This is a genomic window from Hymenobacter jeollabukensis, assembly GCF_005771675.1.
Classification (GTDB): domain Bacteria; phylum Bacteroidota; class Bacteroidia; order Cytophagales; family Hymenobacteraceae; genus Solirubrum; species Solirubrum jeollabukense.
In genome coordinates this window covers 781,540-806,926 of sequence record NZ_VAJM01000002.1, presented here as the reverse complement: position 1 = coordinate 806,926, position 25,387 = coordinate 781,540, and the positions used below count along the sequence as shown (strand labels likewise).

17 protein-coding genes are annotated in these 25,387 nt (G+C 65.1%); 9 read left to right on the top strand and 8 right to left on the bottom strand.

Annotation, left to right across the window (positions count from 1 at the left end; all coding sequences use genetic code 11):
- Positions 1-37: 37 nt before the first annotated feature.
- On the top strand, positions 38-2,290 hold the full coding sequence (locus FDY95_RS26915; protein WP_138076201.1) for a TonB-dependent receptor: 2,253 nt from the start codon (positions 38-40) through the stop codon (positions 2,288-2,290).
- A gap of 88 nt (positions 2,291-2,378) precedes the next feature.
- Positions 2,379-3,239, top strand: a complete 861-nt coding sequence (locus FDY95_RS07440) for a transporter (protein ID WP_138076199.1) — start codon at positions 2,379-2,381, stop codon at positions 3,237-3,239.
- Between the two features lie 66 nt (positions 3,240-3,305).
- On the opposite strand, the gene FDY95_RS07435 is transcribed toward FDY95_RS07440, so the two are convergent.
- Complete coding sequence (locus FDY95_RS07435) at positions 3,306-4,514, bottom strand: DUF1501 domain-containing protein (RefSeq protein ID WP_138076197.1); 1,209 nt, start codon at positions 4,512-4,514, stop codon at positions 3,306-3,308.
- A gap of 210 nt (positions 4,515-4,724) precedes the next feature.
- Positions 4,725-6,197 (bottom strand): DUF1800 domain-containing protein, encoded by a 1,473-nt coding sequence (locus FDY95_RS07430; RefSeq protein WP_138076195.1) that lies wholly within the window; start codon positions 6,195-6,197, stop codon positions 4,725-4,727.
- Between the two features lie 118 nt (positions 6,198-6,315).
- Here FDY95_RS07430 and FDY95_RS07425 point away from each other — a divergent pair, with 118 nt between their 5' ends.
- Complete coding sequence (locus FDY95_RS07425; protein ID WP_138076193.1) at positions 6,316-7,332, top strand: LLM class flavin-dependent oxidoreductase; 1,017 nt, start codon at positions 6,316-6,318, stop codon at positions 7,330-7,332.
- Positions 7,333-7,570: 238 nt separating this feature from the next.
- On the opposite strand, the gene FDY95_RS07420 is transcribed toward FDY95_RS07425, so the two are convergent.
- The gene (locus FDY95_RS07420; RefSeq protein WP_138076191.1) at positions 7,571-10,180 is read right to left on the bottom strand and encodes a lamin tail domain-containing protein; all 2,610 of its coding nucleotides are present in this window, start codon (positions 10,178-10,180) and stop codon (positions 7,571-7,573) included.
- Between the two features lie 161 nt (positions 10,181-10,341).
- Between FDY95_RS07420 and FDY95_RS07415 the strand changes: the two genes are divergently transcribed.
- Positions 10,342-11,337, top strand: a complete 996-nt coding sequence (locus tag FDY95_RS07415) for an aspartate-semialdehyde dehydrogenase (protein WP_138076189.1) — start codon at positions 10,342-10,344, stop codon at positions 11,335-11,337.
- Positions 11,338-11,411: 74 nt separating this feature from the next.
- On the opposite strand, the gene FDY95_RS27065 is transcribed toward FDY95_RS07415, so the two are convergent.
- The 3 genes from FDY95_RS27065 to FDY95_RS07400 form a co-directional block, all read right to left on the bottom strand.
- Positions 11,412-12,809, bottom strand: a complete 1,398-nt coding sequence (locus tag FDY95_RS27065) for a TlpA family protein disulfide reductase (protein ID WP_138076187.1) — start codon at positions 12,807-12,809, stop codon at positions 11,412-11,414.
- Positions 12,810-13,147: 338 nt separating this feature from the next.
- Positions 13,148-13,726, bottom strand: coding sequence for a hypothetical protein (locus tag FDY95_RS07405; protein ID WP_138076185.1), 579 nt, complete (start codon positions 13,724-13,726; stop codon positions 13,148-13,150).
- Between the two features lie 296 nt (positions 13,727-14,022).
- A complete protein-coding gene (locus tag FDY95_RS07400; RefSeq protein WP_138076183.1) occupies positions 14,023-14,787 on the bottom strand; it encodes an alpha/beta fold hydrolase in 765 nt (254 codons plus the stop codon).
- Positions 14,788-15,307: 520 nt separating this feature from the next.
- Here FDY95_RS07400 and FDY95_RS07395 point away from each other — a divergent pair.
- The 5 genes from FDY95_RS07395 (at position 15,308) to FDY95_RS07375 (ending at position 22,218) form a co-directional block, all read left to right on the top strand.
- A complete protein-coding gene (locus FDY95_RS07395; RefSeq protein ID WP_138076181.1) occupies positions 15,308-17,242 on the top strand; it encodes a capsule assembly Wzi family protein in 1,935 nt (644 codons plus the stop codon).
- 310 nt (positions 17,243-17,552) lie between these two features.
- Complete coding sequence (locus FDY95_RS07390; RefSeq protein WP_138076179.1) at positions 17,553-19,403, top strand: ABC transporter ATP-binding protein; 1,851 nt, start codon at positions 17,553-17,555, stop codon at positions 19,401-19,403.
- 100 nt (positions 19,404-19,503) lie between these two features.
- Positions 19,504-19,953 carry a hypothetical protein gene (locus FDY95_RS07385; protein ID WP_138076178.1) on the top strand — a complete coding sequence of 150 codons (450 nt, stop codon included), beginning with the start codon at positions 19,504-19,506 and terminating at the stop codon, positions 19,951-19,953.
- A gap of 9 nt (positions 19,954-19,962) precedes the next feature.
- Positions 19,963-20,553, top strand: a complete 591-nt coding sequence (gene lpcA / locus FDY95_RS07380; RefSeq protein WP_138076176.1) for a D-sedoheptulose 7-phosphate isomerase — start codon at positions 19,963-19,965, stop codon at positions 20,551-20,553.
- A 126-nt stretch (positions 20,554-20,679) separates the two neighbouring features.
- Positions 20,680-22,218, top strand: coding sequence for a YifB family Mg chelatase-like AAA ATPase (locus FDY95_RS07375; protein ID WP_138076175.1), 1,539 nt, complete (start codon positions 20,680-20,682; stop codon positions 22,216-22,218).
- Positions 22,219-22,390: 172 nt separating this feature from the next.
- On the opposite strand, the gene FDY95_RS07370 is transcribed toward FDY95_RS07375, so the two are convergent.
- Both FDY95_RS07370 and FDY95_RS07365 read right to left on the bottom strand, forming a co-directional pair.
- Complete coding sequence (locus FDY95_RS07370; protein WP_138076173.1) at positions 22,391-24,769, bottom strand: mechanosensitive ion channel family protein; 2,379 nt, start codon at positions 24,767-24,769, stop codon at positions 22,391-22,393.
- A gap of 182 nt (positions 24,770-24,951) precedes the next feature.
- Positions 24,952-25,236 (bottom strand): acyl carrier protein, encoded by a 285-nt coding sequence (locus FDY95_RS07365; protein ID WP_171025571.1) that lies wholly within the window; start codon positions 25,234-25,236, stop codon positions 24,952-24,954.
- Positions 25,237-25,387: the final 151 nt, after the last annotated feature.

Sequence of the window (25,387 nt, the reverse complement as noted above, 5' to 3'; positions counted from 1 at the left end):
ACTCGTCTAAATAAATTCAAAAGTCCCCACTAAAAACATGAAACATCTGCTACTCTTCTGGCTGATGCTGCTGGCGCTGGCCCAGCCCGGAGCGGGCCAAACCGGCTCGGTGCGCGGCGTGGTGCGGGCGGCGGGGCAGGCGGTGCCGTTTGCCAGCGTGGGGCTGAAGGGCACCACGCACGGCACCACGGCCGATGAGCACGGTGGCTTCGCGCTGCACAAAGTACCCCTCGGCAGCTACCAGCTGGCCGTGACGGCGCTGGGCTATCAGCCGGCGGAACGTGCGGTGGAGGTACGGGCGCAGGCTACGCTGCCTTACACCGTGCTGCTGGTGCCGGCCAGCACCGAAACGGCGGAAGTCGTCATCAGCGGCACGCTGGGTGAAGTTATCAAGAGCGAGTCGCCGGTGCCGGTGGAGCTGTACACGCCGAAATTCTTCCAGAAGAACCCGGCGCCGTGCCTGTTCGAGAACCTGACGATGGTCAACGGCGTACGGCCCCAGCTGAACTGCAGCGTGTGCAACACCGGCGACATTCACATCAACGGACTGGAAGGGCCCTACACCATGGTGCTCATCGACGGGATGCCCATCGTGTCGTCGCTGAGCACGGTGTATGGGCTGAGCGGCATTCCGAACAGCATGGTGGAGCGGGTGGAAGTGGTGAAGGGGCCGGCCTCGACGCTCTACGGCTCGGAGGCGGTGGGCGGGCTCATCAACGTCATCACCAAAGCCCCGCAAAAGGCCCCGCCGCTGGCCCTGGACGTGTTCGGCACCAGCTTCGGCGAGCTGAACGTGGACGCGGGCACGGCCGGCCGGATGGGCAAGGCCACCTCACTGTTGACGGCCAACGTGTTCGGCTACGACCGGCGGCGCGACGTGAACCACGACGGCTTCACCGACGTGCCGACGCAGAAACGCGTGTCGGTCTTCAACAAATGGAGCCTGACCCGGCCCGAGGACCGCGTGGCTAACCTGGCGGCGCGCTACTACTACGAGGACCGGTTTGGCGGGCAGCTGGGCTGGCGGCCGGAGCACCGGGCCGGGGACAGCATCTACGGCGAGAGTATCTACACCAGCCGCTACGAGCTGCTGGGGCAGTACCAGCTGCCCATAGCGCGCGAAAAGCTGCTGCTCAGCGGCTCCTACAACCGCCACCACCAGAATTCGGCCTACGGCACCACCAGCTACCTGGCCACCCAGCACGTGGGCTTCGGGCAGCTGACGTGGCTGAAGCCGCTGAGCGTGCAGCACCAGCTGCTGCTGGGTGCCGCCTACCGCTACACCTGGTACGACGACAACACGCCCGCCACGGCCGCGCCGGCCTCCGACCGGCCGCAGAACCGCCCCGACGTGGTGCGCCTGCCGGGCCTGTTTGCCCAGGACGAGTGGCATTTGAACCTCCGCTCTACCCTGCTCACCGGCCTGCGCCTCGACCACGACCCGCGCCACGGCCTAGTGCCCTCGGGCCGCTTCAACTACAAATGGGGCACCGCCGACAACCGCCAGGTGCTGCGCGTGGGCGCCGGTAACGGCTTTCGGGTGGTGAACCTCTTCACCGAAGACCACGCGGCCCTGACCGGGGCGCGGCAGGTGGTAGTGGCCGAGCGGCTGAGCCCGGAGCGCAGCTGGAACGCCACCGTAAACTACACCCAGCAGCTCGGCTCCGACGCCCGGCCGCTGATTCTGGACGGCAGCCTGTTCTGGACCTACTTCACCAATAAAATCCTGCCCGACTACGACGCCGACCCCAACCAGATCATCTACCGCAACCTGCGCGGCTATGCCGTATCGCGGGGGCTCACGCTGAACGCCGACTGGACGCTGACGCCCGACCTGAAGCTGCTGGCTGGCGTGACTCTGCTCGACGTGTACCGGCGTGAGCCGGGCAACGCGGCGCACCTGCGGCAGGTGCAGACGCCGGGCTTCTCGGGCACTTTCGCGGCTTCGTACGCGGCCACCCGCTGGGGCCTCACGGTGGACTACACCGGGCAGGTGACGGGCCCGATGAACCTGCCGGTGCAGCCGCTGGACTACCGCCCCAGCCGCTCGCCCTGGTACTCCCTGCAGAACGTGCAGCTGACCAAGCAGCTCGGCAAGCGCCTGCAGGTGTACGGGGGCGTGAAAAACCTGCTGGGCTTTCTGCCGCGCCACGTGCTGCTGCGCCCCTTCGACCCCTTCGATAAGCACGTGAATCAAGACAATCCCAACGGCTACACCTTCGACACGGAGTACAACTACGCCCCGCTGCAAGGCCGGCGGAGCTTTCTGGGGATGCGCTACGCGTTGTAACTTCAGATTTAGGCGTTGACGCTGTCGGAAAGCTGATCCGTTGGCGGGTAGTTGCGTATGCGGGGGCAACTCCCTCTCCCCTCTCTTCATGTCACGCGTACTCCTGTTGCTGCTGGCGCTACTCAGCGCGGCGGCCACCCGGGCCCAGTCGCCCGATCGGCCCAAGACCTGCCCGTACGATTCGGCGCATTTCGACCTGTTTCATCCCGTGCCGCGCAACCAGCTGCGGGAGCTGCGGCCCGACCGGCCGGGCGTGACGGAAAGCCCGTTTACCGTCGACGCGGGGCATTTTCAGCTGGAAGTCGACGGCTTCCGCCTCATCAACCGCCGAGAGGCGGACCAGCGCGAACGGGAGTGGCACGCCGCTTACCTCATGCCCAAGCTCGGCCTGAGCCGGCGCACCGACTTACAGCTGGAAGTGCCCGTATTCGCCACCCAGAAGCAGCGCCAAGCCACCGACCCGAACTGGGAGCGGCACCGCGGCTTCGGCGACGTGGCCGTGCGCCTCAAACATAATTTCCTCGGCGACGACGAGGACTGCCCCGTCGCTCTGGGCAGCGTAGCTTACGTGCGCCTGCCCACCGGAGGCCTGGCCGGCGACGGTGGCGCAGAATACGGCCTGATCGTGCCCGTCGACGTGAACCTGGGCCACCACTGGGACGCGGAAGGCCAGGTAGAAACCAAGCTTAGCTACGACCGGGAAACCGCCAGCCATTACCTCGGCGTGGTGCCTTCGGTGGCGCTGGAGCACGATTTCAACGACCTGTTTTCCTTTATGGTCGAAGGTGTGGCGCGCTGGGATGCCCAGCACAGCGGCTGGCGCAACTCGGTGAACGTGGCCCCGATGTTTAACCTGAACGACAACCTGCAAGTCGACTTCGGCGCCCACCTGGCCCTGAACCGCGAAACCGACCGGGAATTCTTCGTGGGCTTCACCTACCGGCGCTAGGCCGCAGGAAAACGCGAACAACCGGCCGGGCTGCGCAGCCCGGCCGGTTGTTCGCGTTTCTGCTCCTTACACCAGGCCCGTCAGCGGCAGTACGTCGCGGCTGATAATGAGCTGGTTGTCGGCGCCCAGCCAGTCGTGCAGGATGCTGGCGTAGATGCTGCGGAAGTCGACCTGGTAGCGCAGGTCGCCCGCGTCGAGGTTGGCCAGGTCGGGGGCGGCGTTGGCTACGCCGGGCTGGCGCAGCTTGCCGCCGAGCAGCAGCACGTTGTTGGCCGTGCCGTGGTCGGTGCCGTTGCTGGCGTTCTGGCCCACGCGGCGCCCGAACTCCGAGAAAACCAGGATGAGCGTCGAGTCGAGGTTGCCACCCTGCTGCAGGTCGTCGACGAAGGCGCCGAGGCCGTCGGAGAGGTCCTTGAGCAGCTTGCCCTGCTGCTCCTGCTGCCGCACGTGGGTATCGAAGCCCGACAGGGCGGTGTAGTACACGCGGGTATCGAGGCCAGAGTTGATCAGCTCGGCGGTGGTTTTTAGGCTCTTGGCGAAGTCCGTTTGCGGGTACGTTGCCTTCGACTGGTACACCTTGCTCTTCTCGAAGAGGTAATCGGCCGAGGAGGCCGTTTCGGCCAGGGTCTTATAAAGGTAGTCCAGTTCGCCGAGGCCGGTGGCGGCCGTTTCGCGGCTGGCGGCGCTGAGCAGGCGGTTGCGAGTGACGTCGCGCAGCTTCTGCGGGTTCTTCAGCGCCAGGCCCTTGCGCCGGGCGCCCTTCATGGCCAGGCTCAGCGTGTCGTCGACTTCGATGCCGGTGTGGCCGGTGCTGCAGCTGGCGCAGGCCGCGTCGAGGTAGCGGCCGAGCCAGCCGGTGCTCAGGTACTCGTCGGCGGCCGAGCCGGTGTGCCAGATGTCCATGGAGCGGAAGTGCGAACGGTCGGGGTTGGGGTAGCCCACGCTGTTGAGCACGGTGAGGCGGCCCTGGTCGTAGAGACCTTTCAGCGCGGTCATATTGGGGTTCAGCGCGAGGTCCTTTTCCAGCGTCAGCAGGCCGCTTTGCTCGCGCAGAGCCAGCGTGGGCCGGGCCTGGTAGTACAGGTCGTTGCGGTAAGGCACCACCGTGTTCAGCCCGTCGTTGCCGCCCCCAAGCTGCACCACCACTAGGCGCCGGCCGCCGGCATCCTGCAGGGCGGGCAGGGCCTGGGCGTCGAGCTTGTGCAGAAAGCGGGGCACAAACAGCAGGGTGCTGGCCAGCGCGGAGGTTTTCAGGAAGTCGCGGCGGGAGGTCATGGCAGAGGCTGGGGGGATTATGGAACTGACGCCGGTTTAGCGCAACGAAGTGGAGCGTAACCGGTGCCGGCAATAAAGCAGGTTTTCAACCTGCGTCGAACGTTGCTTGGCCTGACGAGCCAGGCTGGTTGGGCGCTATCCGCAGGCTGAAAGCCTGTCTTATTAGGGGCACCGGTTACGCTCGCTTCGCTTGCTAAACCGGCGCCAGGGTTACATCAGCTGGTACTCGGGAAAGGACAGCAGCGAACCGACCTGCAGGCGCAAGCGCTGCTGCGGCCCGCCGCCTTCGGGCGCGGCTTGCTGGATCAGGGCCAGGTTTTCGGGGCGCAGCGGGGCCTGCAGCAGAAAGCCCGCCAGGGCAGCGGCCTGCTTATCGGCGGGCGTTTTCGCCACCAGGGCGGCCACGGTAGCCAGGTTCACGGGGGCGTCGCCGGCTTCCTTGCCGCGGCTGCGCAGGATCCGTTCACTACGCGGCAGCTGCGGGGCCAAGTCGTTTTCGTCGTCCTTCAGCGCGATGTTGACTTCGGCCTGCTTCAGCAGCACCTGGGGCAGCTGCAGGCGCAGCAAGAGCGAAGAGGAATCAATCCAGTTGCGGCCGCCGGGCCAGCCGGCCACGTTCGGGGGCTGAAACAACGTCTGCCCCAGGGCTTTTTGCCAGAACACCAGCTTCTGCCCGTCGGCGGGCGCGAGGCCGGCCTGCCGCTGCAGGCCCACCAGCAGCTCCACCGGCGACTTTATGCGGGTGCCCACGTTGGCCGCGTCGTAAAACCAATCGGCCGAAAACATGCGCTCCACCAGGTCCTGAATGTCGTAGCCCGACTGGTAAAACGCCTCGGCCAGCGGCCCGATGTGCTGGGCATTGGGCTGGTCGTTGACGAAGAAGCGGTAGAGTTTGGTGGTCAGAAACAGGGCCGTTTCGCGGCGCTCGGTGAGCAGGCGCAGCACGTCTTCGCCGCCGAAGCTGCCGGTCTGGCCCAGGAAGGTTTTGGGGCCGTCGTCGTGCTGCTTCGCCCGAAACTGGAACTGGCCCTGCCCGTCGAAGCCCCAGCCGGTGAAGGCGCGGGCGGCCTCCTTCACGTCCTGCTCCGAATAGTGGCCGCGGCCGATGGTAAACAGCTCCATCACCTCGCGGGCGAAGTTTTCGTTGGGCCGCTGCTTCTTGTTCTGCTGGTTGTTGAGGAATTGCAGCATGGCCGGCTCCTTCGATACGGCCAGCAGCAGGTCGGGAAACTTGCCCAGGGCCAGGCGCCGGATGGTGTTGTTGAGCTGCAAGGCCAGGTCGGGGCGGCGCACGCGGCAGGCGAAGTGGCCGTGCCAGAAGAAGGTGAGCTTTTCGCGCAGCTGGGCCGGCGAGGTAGCCATGCGCTGCAGCCAGCCGGTGTTCATGGCGTAGAACGCGTCGCGGATCTGGCGGTTCTGCTCCTTGCGCTGCTCGGCCGTCAGCTCGCCCTTCTTCAGCGCGGGCGCCTGCGGATCCTGTTTCATATCCATCGTGGGCGCGGGCGTCATGGCCAGCCCCTCGCGGTAGCGCATCTGCGGGCTGTCGAGGGGCTGGTAGCTGGCCGCGTCGTGGAGCAGCTGCCGCAGCACCTTGCGCGGCGCCAGGCCGGCGGCCACGTCGTGGGGGCGGGGCCCGAAGCCCGCGCGCCAGAGCAGGTGCTGCACCTGTTGTTGCGTCGTCATGCTGGGTTGGACGCAATCGGGCCCGCAGGGTTTAACCGCGACTTGGCAGTGCGGAACGTGGCCCGTTGGGAAACAACCCGCTCCCGCCGGCTGTTCTCGCAGCTACTCTCCGACTTCGATGCCCACGAACATACCCGAGCTGCCCCTGTCCCTGCTGGACCTGGCGCCCATTCTGGAGGGCCACACGCCCGCCGATACCTTCCACAACAGCCTCGACCTGGCCCGGCACGCCGAGCAGTGGGGCTACAAACGCTACTGGCTGGCCGAGCACCACAACATGGCCAGCATTGCCAGCTCGGCCACGGCGGTGCTCATCGGCCACATTGCCGGCGGCACCTCCACCATCCGGGTGGGTTCGGGCGGCATCATGCTGCCCAACCACGCCCCGCTCATCGTGGCCGAGCAGTTCGGCACGCTGGCCACCCTCTACCCCGGCCGCATCGACCTGGGCCTGGGCCGCGCCCCCGGCACCGACCCGCTCACCGCCCAGGCCCTGCGCCGCGACCTGCAGGGCTCCGTCAACGACTTTCCGCAGAACGTGCAGGAGCTGCTGACCTACCTCTCGGCCGAAAACCGCGGCTCCAAGGTGCGCGCCATTCCCGGCGAGGGGCTCGACGTGCCCGTCTGGCTGCTGGGTTCCAGCACCTACAGCGCCCAACTGGCGGCTTACCTGGGGCTGCCCTTCGCCTTTGCCAGCCACTTCGCGCCCAGTCAGCTTCAGGCCGCCCTGCACCTCTACCGCGAGAATTTCCGCCCCTCGCAATACCTCTCGGAGCCCTACGCCGCCGCCTGCGTCAACGTCATTGCCGCCGACTCGAACGAGGATGCCGAGCGGCTGGCCACCTCGTTCTACCAGCTGGCCACCAACATCGTGCGGGGCACCTCGCGGCCGATGCAGCCGCCCGTGGCGAGCATGCAGGGCCTGTGGAGCGAAATGGAAGAGGAATCGGTGCGCATGATGATGACTTACTCCTTTATCGGCAGCGCGGCCAAGGTGGGCAAGCAGGTGGAGCAATTCGTGCAGGCCACCCAGGTCAACGAGCTGCTAGTCGTTTCGCACGTCTACGAGCACGCCGCCCGGCTCCGCTCCTACGAGCTGCTGATGAGCACGCTACGGCAGCAAGCGGCAGTGTAACTATCAGGCGGTAGCGCAGTTATCAGAACGTCATCCTGAGGCGCAGCCGAAGGACCTTCCTCAAACCCTGCACCAACTGAGAAGCGCAGCCACCAACGCCCAATCGTAAGGGCTCGGTGGCTGCGCTTTCAGTTGGTGCAGTCATTAAAAAACGTTTGCTCGTTGTTGTTAGCGGCGGCGCAAGGTTCGAGGAAGGTCCTTCGGCTGCGCCTCAGGATGACGTTCTATTTCCCCGTTTCTACAGCCTCGCTCCGACCACCACCGTCTTCTTGTACTCCTTTTTCGCGCCACCGCCGGGCTTGTACAGCTCGATGTGCAGCACGTAATAACCGACGGCGGCCTTATGGCGGCTGTCGGTGAGGCCGTCCCACTGGATGAAGCCGGTGGTCGGCAGCGTTTCGTTGCGCACGAGGCGGCGGGTGAGGCGGCCCAGCGCGTCGTACACCGTCACGCTGGCGGCGTAGCCGGCCGCGTCGAGTCGGTAGCTGAGGGTGGTGAAGTCCTGCTGCCCGTCGTCGTCGGGGGTGAATACCTCGGGCTCCATGGTGAACTGCTGGCTGCTGGCCGACTCGGCCAGGAACTGCGAGTTGCGGCGGCCAGGCGTGGCGTAACCTACGCTGCCCGCGGCCGAGTGGAAGTTCGAGCCCCGGCTCGGGCCATCGGGCCGCAGGCGCTCCAGTGACACCCCGTCGCGGGTGTCGAGCAGGGCCAGGTGCATATACTGGGAGTAGTCGAACCGGTCGATGCGCGTGTTCTGGGCGTTCAGCAGGGTCACGATGCCCGCGTCGTCGGGGTACGAGGGCAGGGTGAGGGCGGGCAGGAAGGCGGCCGGCTCGCTACTGCTGGCGTACTGGGCCTGCACCACGTCGGGGCGCGAGGTGAGCACCGCCAGCTGCCCGGGCGCCAATACGTACGGCTCGCTGATGATGGTGCGGTTTTCGGCAATGCTGTCGGGGCGGACGCGGCCGAGCTGCCAGCCCTGCAGGTCGATGTACTTATTGGAACGGTTGAGCAGCTCCACGAAGTCGGCCCCGTCGGTGCGCGGGTTGAACAGCACCTCGTTGATAACGATGTCGTTGACTGCTGCTGGCGAAGGCAGCACCAGCGTAGCCGAGCTGAGGGCGCCCGAGGCGTTGCCCACGCAGTCGGTGGCGCGCGCGACGGTGAGCGTGTAGGGCTGATTGGCGGTGAGCGGCGCGGCCAGGGTCAGCTCCACGGCCCGGAAGTCGTAGGCCACGGGCGTCACGCGCTGCACGGCCGGGCCGCCGGCTAGGCTGTAGAGGGCCGGATTGGCGGTGAGGGCGCTGTCGAGCTTTTCGGCGAAGGTGAGGCGCAGCAGCGTGGGCGAGGCCGCCACGGCTCGTACCAAAGCCGGCGCGATACGGTCGGGGTTGGCGGCGCGCACGGCGTTGGCGCGGCCGGGCGTGCCCCCGCTCGGGTCGGTGCTGGCCAGCCAGTTGTCGGCGCCGCCGCAGGGGTTGCTGGTGTCAATCATTTCCAGCGTCCAGCCGCCATCCTTTTTGCTGTTGTCGCGGTACCAAGTATCGGCGTAGTTCACCTCGAAAATCTGCCGCCCGTCGCGGGCGCGCAGCAGCAGCTGGTCACCGGCGTTGCTCAGCGCAGGGAAGTTACTCAGCCCGAACACCTTGCCGTAGCTGGCAAACTGCGTGACGCGGGTGCTGGCGCACACTACCGCGTATTCGCCCGGCAGCAGGATGGCCCCGGTGGTGAATACGGCCAGGGCCGTATTGCCGGCCTTGGTCAGGCGCACACCGCCCAAATCCAGCGGGTTGGTGGTCGAGGGGTTGTGGATTTCGATGAACTCCGAGGCCGGCAGCCCGATCTGCGGGGTTTCGTCGGCCAGGATTTCGGTGATGAGCAGCTGGTTCGGCCCGGGCGGAATGGGCGTGCCGTTGTAGACGAACGAGGCCGTAAGCGGACCACTGGCCACGTTGCCGTAGAGGTCCACCACGTTGCGCACTTCCACGGTGCTGGTGCCCAGCGGGAAGGTATTGGCGAAGGTCAGGTGCACCAGGCCGGGGTCGGTGGCGTCGCGCACGGCGCCGGTGGGCACGGCCCCGCTGCCCAGGCGGAAGGCCGAAGCGGGCGTATTGGCCGCCACGGGCTCGTTGAAGAGCACGTCGAGCAGGGTGCCGGCCTGGGGCGTAGCGCTGATCAGGCCGGGTTCCGTCTGGTCCGACACGCGGAAGTCGTCGAAGAAAAAAGCGCGGTTGTTGGTCGACGAATACGTCAGCAGCACGCCCAGGTACTGGCTGCGCAGGTAGGTGTTGTCGGTGGCGGTGCCTTCGCTGGTGAAGGTGTTGCCGCCGGTCAGGTCGCGCTCCAGGTTCCACAGGCCGGCCGCGCTGCGCGTCACGCGCACCCGCACCACGTTGTTGGTAGTCGAGGCCAGCGTGGCGTCGGCGCCGTTGATGACGTAGGTGCCCGAGCCGGTGGCGTCCTTACGAAACAGGGCCACCTCGTCGGGCGTGCCGCCGAGGCGCACGAAGTAGCCGCGGTTGCCGGTGGCCTTCAGGTCGGCCTGCTCCGAGATGAGCCACACGTCGGCGAGGTTGCCGCCGGAGGTAGCCAGGCGCAGGTTGGCCCAGAACTCCCAGGTGGTACCCGTCACGGCCTGCCCCGGCGTCACCAGCTGAATCTGCGAGGGCGTCACGGCGGGACCGTTGCTTTGCAGCTGCTGGGCAGTCACCTGAAAGGACGTAGCGTCGCCGGTCCAGGCGGGGTTGGCGGTGAAGTCGCCGTCGGTAAACGTTTCGTTGAGCTGAGCGGCGGCGGGCGCGGCGGTTAGCAGCAGCAGGCTCAGGGCGCGGAGTAATCGTAGCAGCATAGGCAGCGGGCAGGAGCAGAAAAGGCTGGTGCTGAGGCCGGCGGCTGGGGCCGGGCCACGTCGCACCGGTACGCAAGCTAAGCCATTGGCTGTAATTCCGCGCGTTTTTCCCGATTTTTGCGGGCCGCCTCGGCTGAGGTGGTTTTTCGCTGATCCTGAAGATGAAAGTAGCCGTCGTTGGTGCCACCGGCCTCGTGGGGGGCCAGATGCTGAAAGTGCTCGAAGAGCGCAACTTCCCCGTTACGGAGCTGCTGCCCGTCGCCTCCGAGAAATCGGTGGGCCAGCTCATCGAGTTCAAGGGCAAGCAATACCCCGTCGTGAGCATGGACGACGCCATTGCGGCCCGTCCGGCCGTGGCCATTTTCTCAGCCGGCGGCTCGGTGAGCAAGGAGCAGGCCCCGCGCTTCGCCGCCGTGGGCACCGTGGTCATCGACAACTCCTCGGCCTGGCGCATGGACCCCACCAAGAAGCTGGTGGTGCCCGAGGTCAACGCCCGGGTGCTCACCGCGGAGGATAAAATCATTGCCAACCCCAACTGCTCCACCATTCAGATGGTGGTGGCCCTGAGCCGCCTGCACGAGGCCTACAAGGTGGAGCGCGTGGTCGTCAGCACCTACCAGAGCGTGACGGGCACCGGCAAAAAGGCCGTCGACCAGCTGATGCAGGAGCGCGCCGGCGAGGAGCCGACCAACCCTGCCTACCCCCACCGCATCGACCTGAACGTGCTGCCCCACATCGACGTGTTCGAGGACAACGGCTACACCAAGGAGGAAATGAAGATGGTGAAGGAGACCAAGAAAATCATGGGCGACGAGAGCATCCGCGTGACGGCCACTACGGTGCGCATCCCGGTGCTGGGCGGCCACTCCGAAGCCCTGAACGTGGAGTTTGCCCGCGACTTCGATCTGGCCGAAGTGCGCCGCCTGCTGGCTGAAACGCCCGGCGTGGAAGTCGTTGATGACCCGGCCAATAACCGCTACCCCATGCCCAAGGACGCCCACGGCAAGGACGCCGTGCTGGTGGGCCGCCTGCGCCGCGACGAGTCGCAGCCGAACACGCTCAACATGTGGGTGGTGGCCGACAACCTGCGCAAGGGAGCCGCCACCAACGCGGTGCAGATTGCCGAGTACCTGCTGGCGCAGGGGCTGCTGAAGTAATCAGTTGATTGTATCAAAGTCCAGGGGGCCAGGTGACGCGTCACCTGGCCCCCTGGACTTTGCCCCGGCGCCGTTTACTGGCTCAGGGCCGCGTCCAGCTCATCGATGGTGGCCTGACCGGCGCTGGGTTTAGGCGCTTTGCCCGGCAGCAGCCGTCCGTCGCGGCCGATAATAAAGTAGGCCGGAATGGCATTGACGGCGTAGGCCTTCGCTGCCGCCGCTTCGAAGCCCGGTACCCAGCCGTGGCGAGCGTTGGCCCCGTGCAGTACGGGCTTGGTCAGGGCACTTTGCCAGGCCTGCTCCTTGGCATCCACCGATACGTAGAGGAACACCACGTCCCGGCCTTCGTACTTTTTGCGCAGGGTGGCGCTGGCGGGCATTTCCATCAGGCAGGGGCCGCACCAGCTGGCCCAGAAATCCAGGTACACTACTTTGCCCCGGAAGTCGCTCAGGCGCACTTCCTGGCCCGTGGCGTCGCGCATGGTGAAGTCGGGGGCGGGAGTACCGTAGAAGCGCTGCTGCCGCTGGTACTGGCGCTGCACCGGCCCGAGCAGCAGCGTGTCGCGCGTCAGGCCCTGCAGGCACTCCACGAACGGCCGCGCTTCCACCGCGCCCTGCTCTTCCAGCAGTTTCATGCAGTAGCGGGCCAGCACTACATCCCGCGTCGCACTATTGCCGAAATGAGCTGTGAGCTGGGCCGGCAGGCTCTGCGCCGTGAAGGGCAGAATATTCCGGTGCAATACCGAAGTCACGTAGACCAGTACCAGGTAGTTCCAGGCCGGGCTGTTCTGCCGCATGGCCGAATCCAGCGCGGGCAGCCGCCGCAGAGAATCGAAGAAGCCGGCGGGCGCGGGCAAATCGGGCTGGCGTTCCATCACCCGACGCATGTAGGGGTACATCAGCGTCCACCCCACAATATCGTGCTCGATGTAGGCGCGGGCATAGCTCCGGAACTCGACCGGCAGTGGATGCGCGGCGGCGTACGTGCGCAGGAATGCTACGTGCAGCTGCCGTACCGAGTCGTCGCGGTGCAGCTGGTTCTCGGGGGTGCGCCAGGGCTTGGCGGGTTCGGTGGCGCGGGGCGTGCGGGCGGCCGGGGACGTAAGCGGCAGCGCGTCGCCAAAGTCCTCGAAGCGCAGAAAATACTGCGCCAGGTAGTTATTGGCGTTGGCGCCGGTACCGGCGAAGCGCAGCGACTCATCGAAATGTTCGGTATCCAGGGTCAGCTGCAACTGGTCGCCGGGCGTCAGGAACAGGTGCGTTGTTTCTTCGCCGTGGCTGAACACCGCCATCTGGCCGAAAGGCAGGTCAGGAATTTCGATCCGGAAGTCGTGAGCCGCGTTCAGCAAGGCGGGCAGCTTGCGCAGGCTCTGCTGCGTGACCGGGTGCGCACCGATGGTCAGGATTACTACCCGGTCCTTGGGATGCTCGATGTGGCCGCTGACGATGGTAAGGGGCGGGGCAGCTGCCACGGCGAAGCAGGCATGAAAAAGCAGCAGGCTGAACCAGCAAAAAAACCGGGCCGATAGTAGCCTTGCGCCTGGCTTATATCTGTTGGCAACTTGGGGTAGCGAGTAGTTGCGTATCACTTCAAATTAAGCGGGTTGATTTTCGGGGCCTTCTTAAAGACAGGTGCGCCGTATAAACAGCCGAGCGGTAAAAGGCGCGCAATGGCACCAAACCATCCCATCATTTGGCAATTGTTGGCTTGAAGCTACCGCACATATTGCTAAATAAAAACCGCTGCTCTGGTGTGGAACAGCGGTTTCTTTGTGCTTGCTTAACGCTGTTGTTCTAGCGTCTATTTCCGCTAATAACGCGAGTTCAGGCAGTAGATGTAATTATCCCAGCAAGCATCGCCGCATGGGCCGATGTTGCTGTCGCAGTACTTGCTCAAGCATCTCCAGTAAGCCTCGGTGCAGGTTCCTCCAGCAGCTTTTAGGCCATGTTCTTCATTGTAACCGGCAGTAACCATTCCGAATAGTTGGGCATCGAACGCAGATTGTTTGTCCGCCTCCATTTGCAGGTAGCCAGGAAAATCGTCAAACATCTTTGCCCGGTGCTCATTCTGGCTTTCGAAGAGCGCTGTCATTTGGGCCTGCGTCCGCACCAGATAGGGGTTGCCATGCGTACCATAAGTAGCAAAGTACGCGTTACGGGCGTCTGGGCTCATGGCGGCTAGGGCCTGATCGTATTCAACGGCTACAGCGTACGTGTCCAGGATAAACTCCTGCACGCCCGCATTCGCTGCCATAGCGTTGAGCAGCGCCTCGTCTATGCTGCTGGGGTTAGCTTCTAGGTTTGCGCCGCGGCTGGTAGCCGATTGCACCTGCGCCGGGACGACTGCTTTGTCCTTCTGACAGGCAACGAAAAAAGTGCCGCTAAGCAAGCAAGCGCCCAGCAGTAAAGGTTTAATGTTTTTGAAAATAAAATTGAAATGTTATTGAAAGCAATGCGCTTCCGCTGCAAACATAGCAATGCATTTCAAAGATTATAAATATTTATATTATCAGATTTCTATCTAATTTGCCGGTTGCTCCGCTCGCCCCGTTTGCGTGGCAGTTTCCGTTTAGGGCGTTGTGAAACGACTTTCCCAGGTCCTTAATCGGTAGTCCGCGTTGCCGAAGCCCGCCTGGCAGGGCTGTTCGCCGCTTAGGATTGTCGGTGCTGAAGCAGGGCTAGTGCTTACTCCTCGCGGCCAAACACGCGGCCGGCGAAATCGAGGACGGCGCGGCGCGTTACTTCGGGCTGCTCGAAGTAGCCGACGTGGCCCACGCCGTCGAGGATGAGCACGTGGCTTTCGGCGGGCAGGGTGAGCTGGGGCAGCAGGCTCTCGACGGTGACGGCCACGTCGTCTTTGCCGATGATGAACTGCACGGGAAAGCGGGCTTTGCGCAGCACCTCGGTGCGGTCGGGGCGCTGCTTCATGGCCTTGAGGGCGCCGATGATGCTGTCCGGGGGGGTGGCTTTGCCGATTTCTTCGAGGAAGCAGCGCTCATCGACCAGCTTTTCGCGGTTGGCGGGGGCGAAGAGGGGGCGCACGAACGAGTCCATGAACTTCTCGACGCCGTGGCGCTGGATGAAGTCGATGTTTTTGTCGCGGTTGGCTTTGCGCTCCTCGGTGTCGGGCAGGGCGGTGCTGTGGAAGAGGCTGAGGCCGGCCACCATGCTGGGGTAGCGCTCGGCGAAGGCCAGGGCCACGTAGCCGCCCATGCTGTGGCACACGAACACGGCCCGCTCGACGCCGCGCTGGCGCAGGTACTCGGCCAGGTAGCGGGCCTGGGCTTCCATGGAGAAGTCGCGCACGTCGTGCACGTTGGTGCCGAAGCCGAGCAGGTTGGGCGTGACGAGGCGGTAGTCGTCGGGGAAGTCGCGGGTGAAGGTGGTCCAGACTTCGCGGCTTTCGGCGAAACCGTGCAGCAGTACGATGGTCGGTTGGGCGGTGCTCATGGCAGCGGGCGAAAAGGGCAAGACGTGCGGGGTAGGCAAATCTACGCGGCGCAGGCGGGTTGGGCTGCTTCGGACGGGGCGGCGGCAGCAGCAGCCACGCTTCCCGCTCAGGCCAGACGTTGGTCGAAAGCAGTCAAAACGTTGTCGGAAGCGGTAGAAAATGGGTCGGAAGCGGCAGCAGCGCTGTCGAAAGCGGTAGAAAGCGTATCGAAAGCGGTTGGGGGCTTGTCGAAAGCGGTCGGAAGCGTATCGAAAGGAGTTGGGAGCTTGTCGAAGGCGGCAGGAAGCGTGTCGAAGGCGGCAGGAAGCGTGTCGAAGGCAGTCGGAAGCGTGTCGAAAATAGTTGAGCGCCTCTCGAAGCTGCGGGAATTTGGGCGGGCACGATGCGCAACCTATCAGATGTACTGCAAGCAGATCGGGCCGGGGCGGGGGCATTTCGGGGCGGGCCGGAGGTGTTTCGGGCGGGAAGTGTAGCTTCGCCGGGGCGGCTTGCGTATGCAGGCGGCCCATGTGCTGCTTTATGAAACGACTTTTTCCCCAGCTGGGCTTCGGCCTGCTGCTGACCGGCGCCGCCTCGCCCCTGCTGGCGCAGGTGACGGATACCACCCGCACGACTACCATTCAGCCCGCTACGCTGCCGGTGGCGGCGCCCACTCCGGCCCCGGTGCCGGCGCCCGTCGTCACGGTGCCGCCCGCGCCGGCTCCGGCCCGCATCGACGTGACGGATGCGAAAGCGCCGCTGCAGGCGCCGGTGTACGTGCCGCTGGACCAGGACGTGTACCGGCTGATTGACCGCTACGCCATCAAGTACGGGCCGGACTCGGTGGGCGACATTCACACCTCGACGCGGCCGTACAACCGGGCGGCGGTGGGGCGGCTGGGGCGGCGCCTGCTGCGCGCGGGAATGGTAGCGCCGGTGACCGATGACAACATCGTGCTGGGCCCGAATCGGGTGAACGTCACGACCCTCTCGGGGGTGGACGCGTTCAACGCCGAATACTTGCTGAGCGACAACTGGCAGACGCTGCCGGCCAACCTGCAGCCGATCAACCAGAGCCGGCGGCCTATCCTGAAGCATTTCTACCGCACCAGCACCGACCTCTACAGCGTCAATACGCCCGACTTTCAGTTGCGCGTGAACCCGGTACTGAACCTGCAGGTGGGCTCGGGCTCGGATGGCTTCCTCTACACCAACACCCGCGGGGCGCAGATTGAGGGCACGATTGATAAGCGGCTGGGCTTCTATACCTACTTCACCGACACGCAGATGCGGGTGCCGGAGTACGTGGCCGGGCGCGTGCGGCGCGACAACGCGGTGCCGCACGAGGGCTACTGGAAGCTGTTCAAGAACCAGCAGAACCAGTTTGACTTTCTGACGGCGCGGGGCTACGTCACCTACGCGGCCACGCGCCACATCAACGTGCAGCTGGGCCACGACCGGAACGTCATCGGCAACGGCTACCGCTCGCTGATTCTCTCGGACTACGCGGCGCCGTACTTCTTCCTGAAGCTGAACACGCGGGTGTGGAAGCTGAACTACCAGAACCTTTTCGCGGAGCTGACCACCGAGCGCACCCGCGACCGGGGCACGGGCGGCAACATCGACACGGTGTTTCAGAAGAAGTACATGGCCCTGCACCATTTGAGCTACGACATCACGCCGGGGCTGAACGTGGGGCTGTTCGAGTCGACCATGTTTGGGCGCGGCAAGGGGCGCTTTGAGCTGCAGTACCTGAACCCCATCATCTTCTACCGCAGCGTGGAGCAGGCCGTGGGCTCGAACGACAACGCCATCCTGGGGGCCGACTTCAAGTGGAACATCAAGCGCCGGGCCCAGCTCTACGGGCAGGTGGTGCTGGATGAGCTGGTGGTGAGCCAGGTGCGCTCGGGCCGGGGCTGGTGGGCCAACAAGCAGGCCTTCCAGGTGGGCGGCAAGTACCTCGACGTGTTCGGGCTGTCGAACCTGGACTTGCAGGTGGAATACAACTTCATCCGCCCCTACACCTACCAGCACCTGGACCTGTACCGCGCCTACGAGCACTACGGGCAGCCGCTGGCCCACCCCATTGGGGCCAATCTGTGGGAGCTGTTTGGGCAGCTCAGCTACCAGCCGCTGCCACGCCTGACGCTGGTGGGCAAGGGCTTCTACTCGGTGTACGGGCAGGATGTGCTGGTAACGGATACCAACGGCATTTCCACTTTGCTCAACTACGGCGGCAACGTGCTGCGGCCCTACGTGCCCCACCCCAACGACTACGGCAACACGGTGGCCCAGGGCCGGCGCGTGGAGCAGCTCTTCGCCGACTTCACCGCCACCTGGATGGCGCGCCCCAACCTCTGGCTCGACGCCAAGCTGGTGGCCCGCAGCGCCCTGGCCGACGGCACCCGCACCACGGGCGTGTACCCCTCACTGGCCCTGCGCTGGAACGCGGCCCAGCGGGTGCACGAGTTCTAGCCCACGGCTTAGCTAGCCGTCATTGCGAGCGGAGCGAAGCAACCGCAGGAAGGCGTAGCCAATCCTTCCTCTAGCAGCACCGCCGATACAATTCTTACTGCCCGAAAGTGGCCCCGCCCAAAACCAGCGTTTGTGGTTTCGGGCGGGGCTGTTTGCGAGTTGTGCCAGTTGGGCCGTTTGTGCCGCGAGAGGAAAGATTGCTTCGCTCCGCTCGCAATGACGGTCGGTGCGGCCGCTGTCCGGTTAAGGTATTCGCCGGGGTGCGGCGTCGAGTAGCGTAGCCCGACCAGGGGTTACCTTTGCCCTTTCGATGAAGACATACCTGCGCATCCTCAGCTTTGCCCGGCCCTACGCCGACTTCGTGCCGCTGTACTTCCTGTACACGGTGCTGGGCATTTTCTTCGGCCTGGCCAACTTCGGCCTGATCATCCCGCTGCTGAACGTGCTGTTCGATACCACGCACCAGGTAGCGGCGCCGGCGGCAGCGCCGGCCTTTGCTCCCACCCTGGACTTCGTTACGGGCACCTTCAACTTCTACTTCCAGCGGGTGCTCGTCACCGAGGGGCGCCTGGGGGTGCTGGGCTTCGTATGCGGCATCATCGTGGTGTCGGTGTTTTTCAGCAACCTGTTCCGCTACCTGAGCTTGCGCCTGGTGGCGCGGGTGCGGGCCCGGGTGATTCGCACCATGCGGGCGACGCTCTACCAGAACGTGACCCGCCTGCCGCTGGGCTACTTCTCCAGCACGCGCAAGGGCGACATCATGTCGCGCTTCACCAGCGACGTGCAGGAAGTGGAAACCTCGGTTATCAACACCCTGCAGTCGGTGGTGCGCGAGCCGCTGACCATTCTGGGCTACTTCATCGTGCTCTTCAGCATGTCGGTGAAGCTGACCTTGTTTACGCTGATTCTGCTGCCCATTTCGGGCGGGCTGATTGCGGGCGTGTCGAAGCGCCTGCGCCAGCACGCCAAAACCAGCCAGTCGACGCTGGGCACCATGCTCTCGGTTATCGAGGAAACGCTGGGCGGGATGCGCGTCATCAAGGCCTTCAACGCCGAGGCCTACGTGACGGAGAAGTTTCACGAGCAGAACGAGCAGTACACCAAAACCCAGCGCCGCATCGACAACACCCGGGACCTGGCTTCGCCTTTCTCGGAGTTTATGGGCGTGATGGTGGTGGCCGGTTTGCTCTACTTCGGCGGTACGCTGGTGCTGAGCGGCAACTCGGGCCTGACGGCGGCGGAATTCATTTCCTACATCATCTTCTTTTCGCAGATCCTGGTGCCGGCCAAGGCGCTGTCGTCCTCGTTCAGCAACATTCAGCGCGGCCTCGTTGCCGGCGAGCGGGTGCTGAGCATCATCGACACCGAGCCCAGCATTCAGGACAAGCCCGGCGCGGCTACGCTGCCGGCCTTCCGCCACGAAATCGAGTTCAGCGGCGTGGGCTTCGGCTACGGCGACGAGGACGGGCGGCAGGTGCTCAGCGACATCAACCTGACCGTGGCCAAGGGCAAGACGGTGGCGCTGGTGGGCCCCTCGGGCGGCGGCAAAAGCACCCTGGCCGACCTGCTCCCGCGCTTCTACGACCCCACCACGGGCAGCATCCGCATCGACGGGCGCGAGCTGCGCGACTGTACGGTGCATTCGGTGCGCGAGCAGATGGGCATCGTCACGCAGGAGAGCATTCTGTTCAACGACACCATCTTCAACAACATCCGCTTCAACAAGCAGGACGCCACCGAGGCCGAGGTCATCGAAGCGGCCAAAATTGCCAATGCCCACGAATTCATCGTGGCTTCCCCGGACGGATATCAGACCATGATTGGCGACCGGGGCGCCCGGCTCTCGGGCGGGCAGCGGCAGCGCCTGAGCATTGCCCGCGCCATTCTGCGCAACCCGCCCATCCTCATCCTCGACGAAGCCACCTCGGCCCTCGACACCGAAAGCGAAAAGCTGGTGCAGGAAGCCCTGACGCGCCTGATGGCCAACCGCACCTCCCTGGTCATTGCCCACCGCCTGAGCACCGTGCAGCACGCCGACGAAATCGTGGTGCTGCAGCACGGCCGCATCGTGGAGCGCGGCACCCACGACGAGCTGCTGCTGCGCCCCGATGGGCTGTATGCCCGCCTGAGCCGGATGCAGAATAACCCGGCGCTGGCGTAAGCGCCTTGCCCACTCCGAACCCCAGCATGCGTAAAAGGGTATATTTCGCCGCCGACGCGCGTTGGCGGCGGCTTCCACACCCTCACTCCTCCCCCTCCCCATGCTAGTTATCCGCCGTATTGCCACCGTCGCCGTGATGGTGTACCTGCTGCTCGCGCTGCTGTTTATCATCACCGCCGGCGCCCGCGACGCCATGATGGCCCTGACTGGCAACCAGGACCCGGCCTCGTTCTGGTACGTGATGACGCTCATCGGCGCGGCGCTGCTGCTCTTGCTGCTGCTCACCGAAAACGCCTACAACGTAGCCATGCGCCGTGACATCAGCCGCCACGAACTAAAGGTAAACGAGCTGAAGGCCAAGCTCTACGACCACCAGCTGGAGCAGCGCGACCGGGACGTGCGCCCCGTAGCGGCCACCACCGTGCCCCGCCCCGAGCCGGCCCCCGGCGCCATTGCGCGCGGCAGCATGACGCCGCCCGCGACGCCCTACTCCGGCGACGACCACCCCACCGACCACAACGCGTCGGCCCCGGAACGCCCGCTGATGTAACTTTGCCGCGTGGCAGACCATACCCTTTCCGATCTTATTCGGGCTGAGCTGACCGAGGCCCGCAGCGTGCTCGACCGGTTCCTGACCGAACCCCGGCACATCCAGTCCATCGAACAGGCCGCGCGCCTCGTGGCCGACAGCCTGCAGCAAGGCGGCAAAGTGCTGACCTGCGGCAACGGCGGCTCGCTGTGCGACGCGCAGCACTTCGCCGAGGAGCTAAGCGGCCGCTACCGCCAGGACCGCCCCGCCCTGGCCGCCATTGCCCTGACGGAAGCCTCGCACATGAGCTGCGTGGCCAATGACTACGGCTTCGAGTTTGTGTTCAGCCGCTTCGTGCAGGCCCTGGGCCGCCCCAATGACGTGCTGCTGGCCATCAGCACCAGCGGCAACTCGCCCAACATCCTGCGCGCCGCCGAAGCCGCCAAGCAGGGCGGCATGCAGGTCATTGCCCTCACCGGCAAGGACGGCGGGCAGCTGGCCGCCCTGGCCGACGTGGAAATCCGCGCCCCGCACCACGGCTACGCCGACCGGATTCAGGAAATCCACATCAAGGCCATTCACATCATGATTATGCTCATCGAGCAGCTGATGGCGGCTTGATTTACTTGGTCCGCGCCAAGAGCGGCGCGTGACAACGCCTTCGGCCCCACGACTTTCGAAATGGAAGTCGTGGGGCCGTTGCATTATCCTATCTTCGCCGTCTTTCCTCTCTTGCACATTATCTCTATGGTTACCAAAACCTACGGCTCGGCCGTGCAGGGCGTCAATGCCTGTACCATTACCATCGAAGTCGTTGTATCCCAGGGCACGCTGTTTTACGTGGTTGGCCTGCCCGACAGCGCCATCAAGGAAAGCCAGCAGCGCATTGAGGCCGCCATGCGGGTGCGGGGCTACAACATGCCGCGCACCAAGGTGGTGGTGAACATGGCCCCGGCCGACATTCCCAAGCAGGGCTCGGCCTACGATTTGCCCATCGCGCTGGGCATTCTGCACGCCTCCCAGCAAATCGTGAGCGAGCGGCTGGGCGAGTACATCATCATGGGCGAGCTGGCGCTGGACGGGGAGCTGCGGCCCATCAAAGGCGTGCTGCCCATTGCCATTCAGGCCCGCAAGGAAGGATTCAAGGGCTTTATTCTGCCCCGGCAGAACGCCCAGGAAGCGGCCATCGTCAACAACCTCGACGTAATTCCCGTGGGCACCATGCAGGAGGCCATCGACTTCGTGGAGGGCCGCACCGCCATCGAACCGCTGACGGTGGATACCCGCGACGTGTTTATGCACACGGCCAACCAGTACGCCGCCGACTTCGCCGACGTGCAGGGCCAGGAAAACATCAAGCGGGCGCTGGAAATAGCCGCGGCCGGCGGCCACAACGTCATCATGATCGGGCCGCCCGGCGCGGGCAAGACCATGCTGGCCAAGCGCCTGCCGAGCATTCTGCCGGCCCTGACCATGCTGGAGGCGCTGGAAGCCACCAAGATTCACTCGGTGGCGGGCAAGCTGGGCGCCAATGCCTCCTTGCTGAATACCCGACCGTTTCGGGCGCCGCACCACACGATTTCGGACGTGGCGCTGGTGGGCGGGGGCGGCAACCCGCAGCCCGGTGAAATCTCGCTGGCCCACAACGGGGTGCTGTTTCTCGACGAGCTGCCCGAGTTTAAGCGCACGGTATTGGAGGTGATGCGCCAGCCGCTGGAGGAGCGCCGCGTGACCATTTCGCGGGCCAAGGTCAGCATCGATTTCCCGGCCAACTTCATGCTCATTGCCAGCATGAACCCCTGCCCCTGCGGCTACTACAACCATCCCGACAAGGAGTGCGTGTGCGGCCCGGGCGTGGTGCAGAAGTACCTCAACAAAGTCTCGGGCCCGCTGCTCGACCGCATCGACCTGCACGTGGAAGTGACGCCGGTGACTTTCGACCAGATGACTGAAACGCGCCGCTCGGAGAACAGCGCTACCATTCAGGAGCGGGTGGAGCGGGCCCGGCAGGTGCAGGCCGAGCGGTTCAATGAATTCCCCGACATCCACTCCAACGCCATGATGCCCTCGCAGATGGTCAAGGACATCTGCCAGATCAACCCGGCGGGGCGCACCCTGCTCAAGACGGCCATGGAGCGCCTCGGCCTCTCGGCCCGCGCCTACGACCGGATTCTGAAAGTGGCCCGCACCATTGCCGACCTGGCCGGCACCGCGGAAATCCGGATCGAGCACCTGGCCGAAGCCATTCAGTACCGCTCCCTGGACCGGGAAGGCTGGGCGGGGTAATAGCAGCGACTGACCGACGCACCAGCACGTCATGTCGAGCGAAGCCGAGACATCTCGCGTGTTTAGTCCGATAGTAACCTTCTCGTTGAACGAGGAAATTACTCTTTAACGTCAGCAAGCGAGATGTCTCGACTTCGCTCGACATGACGTTCTTTTTCATTGCAGCTAAGCGCTAATTCAGCTTGATGCCCTCCTGGTTGAAGCGGCGGTTGATACCGGCCAGGATTTCGCTTTTCAGCGCCTGCTCTTGGCGGATGTTGTTGATCCAGAACAGCACCTTCAGCTCGTAGACCTGCCCGGTGACGCCGCTGAGCAGGATTTCGGGGGCCACTTTGTGCAGGGTGCTGGCGTTGCTCAGGATTTCGTCGGTGATGAGCTGCTTGGCCCGCTCCAAGTCGGTGCCGGGGGCCAGCTTCAGGTTCAGCTCGGTGCGGATGTGGTTGTTGCTCAGCGTCCAGTTGATGACGTGGCCGCTGAGCAAGTCGCCGTTGGGCACGATGATTTCGGAGCCCGACTGCGAAATGAGCTTGCTGGCGCGGATGCCGATGTCCTTCACGCGGCCGGTTTTGCCGGTCACCTCGATGTAGTCGCCCACCTGGAAGGGCCGCTCGAAGATGAGGATGATGCCCGAGACGAGGTTGTTGATGATGTTCTGCAGGCCCAGGCCCACGCCCACGCCCAAGGCCCCGACGACGATGGTAATCTTATCGAGCGGCAGGCCTGAGGCCATGACGGCCAGCAGGAAGCCCACGGCCAGCAGCACCAGCCGGATGGCCACCAGCCAGGAGCCGCGCCGGTCCTGGGGGTCGTTGTTGAAGTCCTCGTCCGTCTCCCCGAAAAAGTAGCCCACGTAGCGCTGCAGCAGCACCGAGAGGTAGATGATGAGGAAAAACAGCCCGAAGTTGGCCCAGCTGAAGGTGATGCTGCCCAGGCGGTGCGGCTGGGTCAGCAGCTCGTCGAGGAAGCGGTAAATAGGCCGAAACACGTTCAGGTTGGTGAGGAAGTTCGTCAGCCACAGCCCGCACACCAGCACCGACAGCACCGTGCGCAGCCCCTGCTCGATCTTCTGAAAGTGGAAGCGCACGGCCAATCCGCCGGCTAGGCGGCTGCGCTGCATCTGCAGGCGGAAGGCCTCGGTGAGCAGGCGCACAAAGGCCGAGAGGGAAATAATCTGCGTCACGCCCAGGATGCCGGCGCTGCTGCACACCTTGGCCAGGCTCAGGCGCCCGGTGAGGTTGCAGAGCGCGGCCAGCACGTTCAGGGCCACGAACAGCCAGAGGACCGGCGGCACGAAGGCGGCCAGGCGCGGCCCGCGCTTCAACTCGCGCAGCAACCCCAGCCCCACCAGCACGGCCGCCAGGTTCAGCCCCAGCATCACCCAGCGCAGGCCGGGGCCCGGCGCGCTGCTCGCGTACACGAAGGTCAGCCCGAAAAACAGCGCCACAATGGCCAGCCAGTAGCCAAACTGCCGCCGGGGCCACGAGCGGCCGAACAGTACGCTGAGCGACACCACCAGCAGCAGCTCCAGCAGGTCGGTGTAGGCGGCGGGCGGGTTCAGGTCGAAGAACGGGGCCACGCTGAACACCACCACCAGCGTAGCGGCCACGGGCACCGGGCGCAGGTAGCGGAAAGGCCGCTCGTCGGGCGCGGCGGCGGCGCCGACAGCCCGGAAGTTGCGAAACACCCAGGTGAAGAACGTAGCTCCGATGAGCACCATCCAGACGGCGAAGGGCCAGTTCTGGCCGAAGTAGTAGCGCAGCAGGCGCCGCTGGCTGGCGTACGACTCGCGCACGAGCTGGCCGGCCTGGGCCTGCTGGGCCTCGTCGGCGGTGGTGGCGCGCCAGAGGGCGGGGTTTTCGGGGGCCAGGGTGCGGCGGTTGAAGCGCCGCGACTGTTCGCGCACCTCGTCCTGCAGCTCCAGGGCCTGGATGTAGCTGTCGGACACGCGCGTTTGGAGCTGCGTGACGCGCTGCTGGTTGCGGGCCAGCAGCTGGGCGGCGCGCTGCTGCTTGCGGTGCAGGCGGGCGGTGCTGCGGCCCAGGGCCGTGGTGGTATCGGCCTGCACCGGGATGCCGTGCCGGTTCAGCGAATCGAGCTGGGTTTGCATGCGCTTGAGCCGCTGGCCCTGGGTGCTCAGCTCGGTGCGCCAGGCGCCCAGCTCGGCCTGCATTTCGGTGAGCAGCACCTGAAACATACGCACCTGCTTGAGGTTGATGACGCTGCTGTACTGGGTCAGGTTCTGCCGGATGGTCTTGAGGTTGGCCTCCACGTCGGGCAAATCCTCGGTCAGGTCCTCGGTATCGGCGCCGCGGCGGGCCCCGCCGCTGATGCGGCCGAGCACGATGTAGGCCTGCTCCACGCGCTGGGCTTCGTCCTGCTCGGTGGCGGTGGTAGCAGCGGCGGCCGGGGTGGTTTTGGTGGAATCCTGCGCCTCAGCGGGGGCGGCGAGTAGCAGCGGGAGCAGCCAGGCCAGGAGCCGCAGTAAGTCAGGAAAGCCAAACTGCCACGGCGGACGGTGGAAGGAGGTGTTTGCAGCGCGGGTCTGGGGCATCGGCGGGCCGGCCGGCGCCCCCGCAGTCGGAGACGAGGCAGCGCGCGGCGCGTAAGTTCATCGGAAGAAAAGGCGGCAACAGCCCGGCAATATCGGGCGGCGGCCCCGCGCCGGCAAGCCGGAGCCTTGCGCTGAACGGCCCGGCCGTAGCTTGCCGGCCGTCGTTGGCCGCTCCGGAGTGCTTAGCCGAAGAAGCCCAGGCTGAGGTTCCACCACGCGGCGGCGGTGCTTACTACGTGGCGCTCCAGGGTGTGGTACACGTCGCCGAGGGTGCGCCAGCCGCCGATTTCGGCGTCGGGCAGCTCCACTTCGAAGCGCTGCTCCAGGCGAATGACCAGCTCCACCACGTCGAGCGAGTCGAGGCCGAGGTCGTCCTGCAGGTGCAGGGCGGGCGAGGCGTCGGCGGAAAGCTGGGGCAGCATGGCTTGCAGCTGCTGGTACACGGTCAGGTGCAGGGTGTCGTTCATGGAGCGGCGTTGGGGCCCCGGCGGCCGGAGCGGTGGCAGGTAAAGCGGCCCGCTCATCGGCAGGCACCATCGAAAGTAGAGTAGACGGTCAGCGGCCCGAAATACTTTCTACCAACGCCCCGGAAAACCGGGCGAAGCCTTAGTTTCCCCT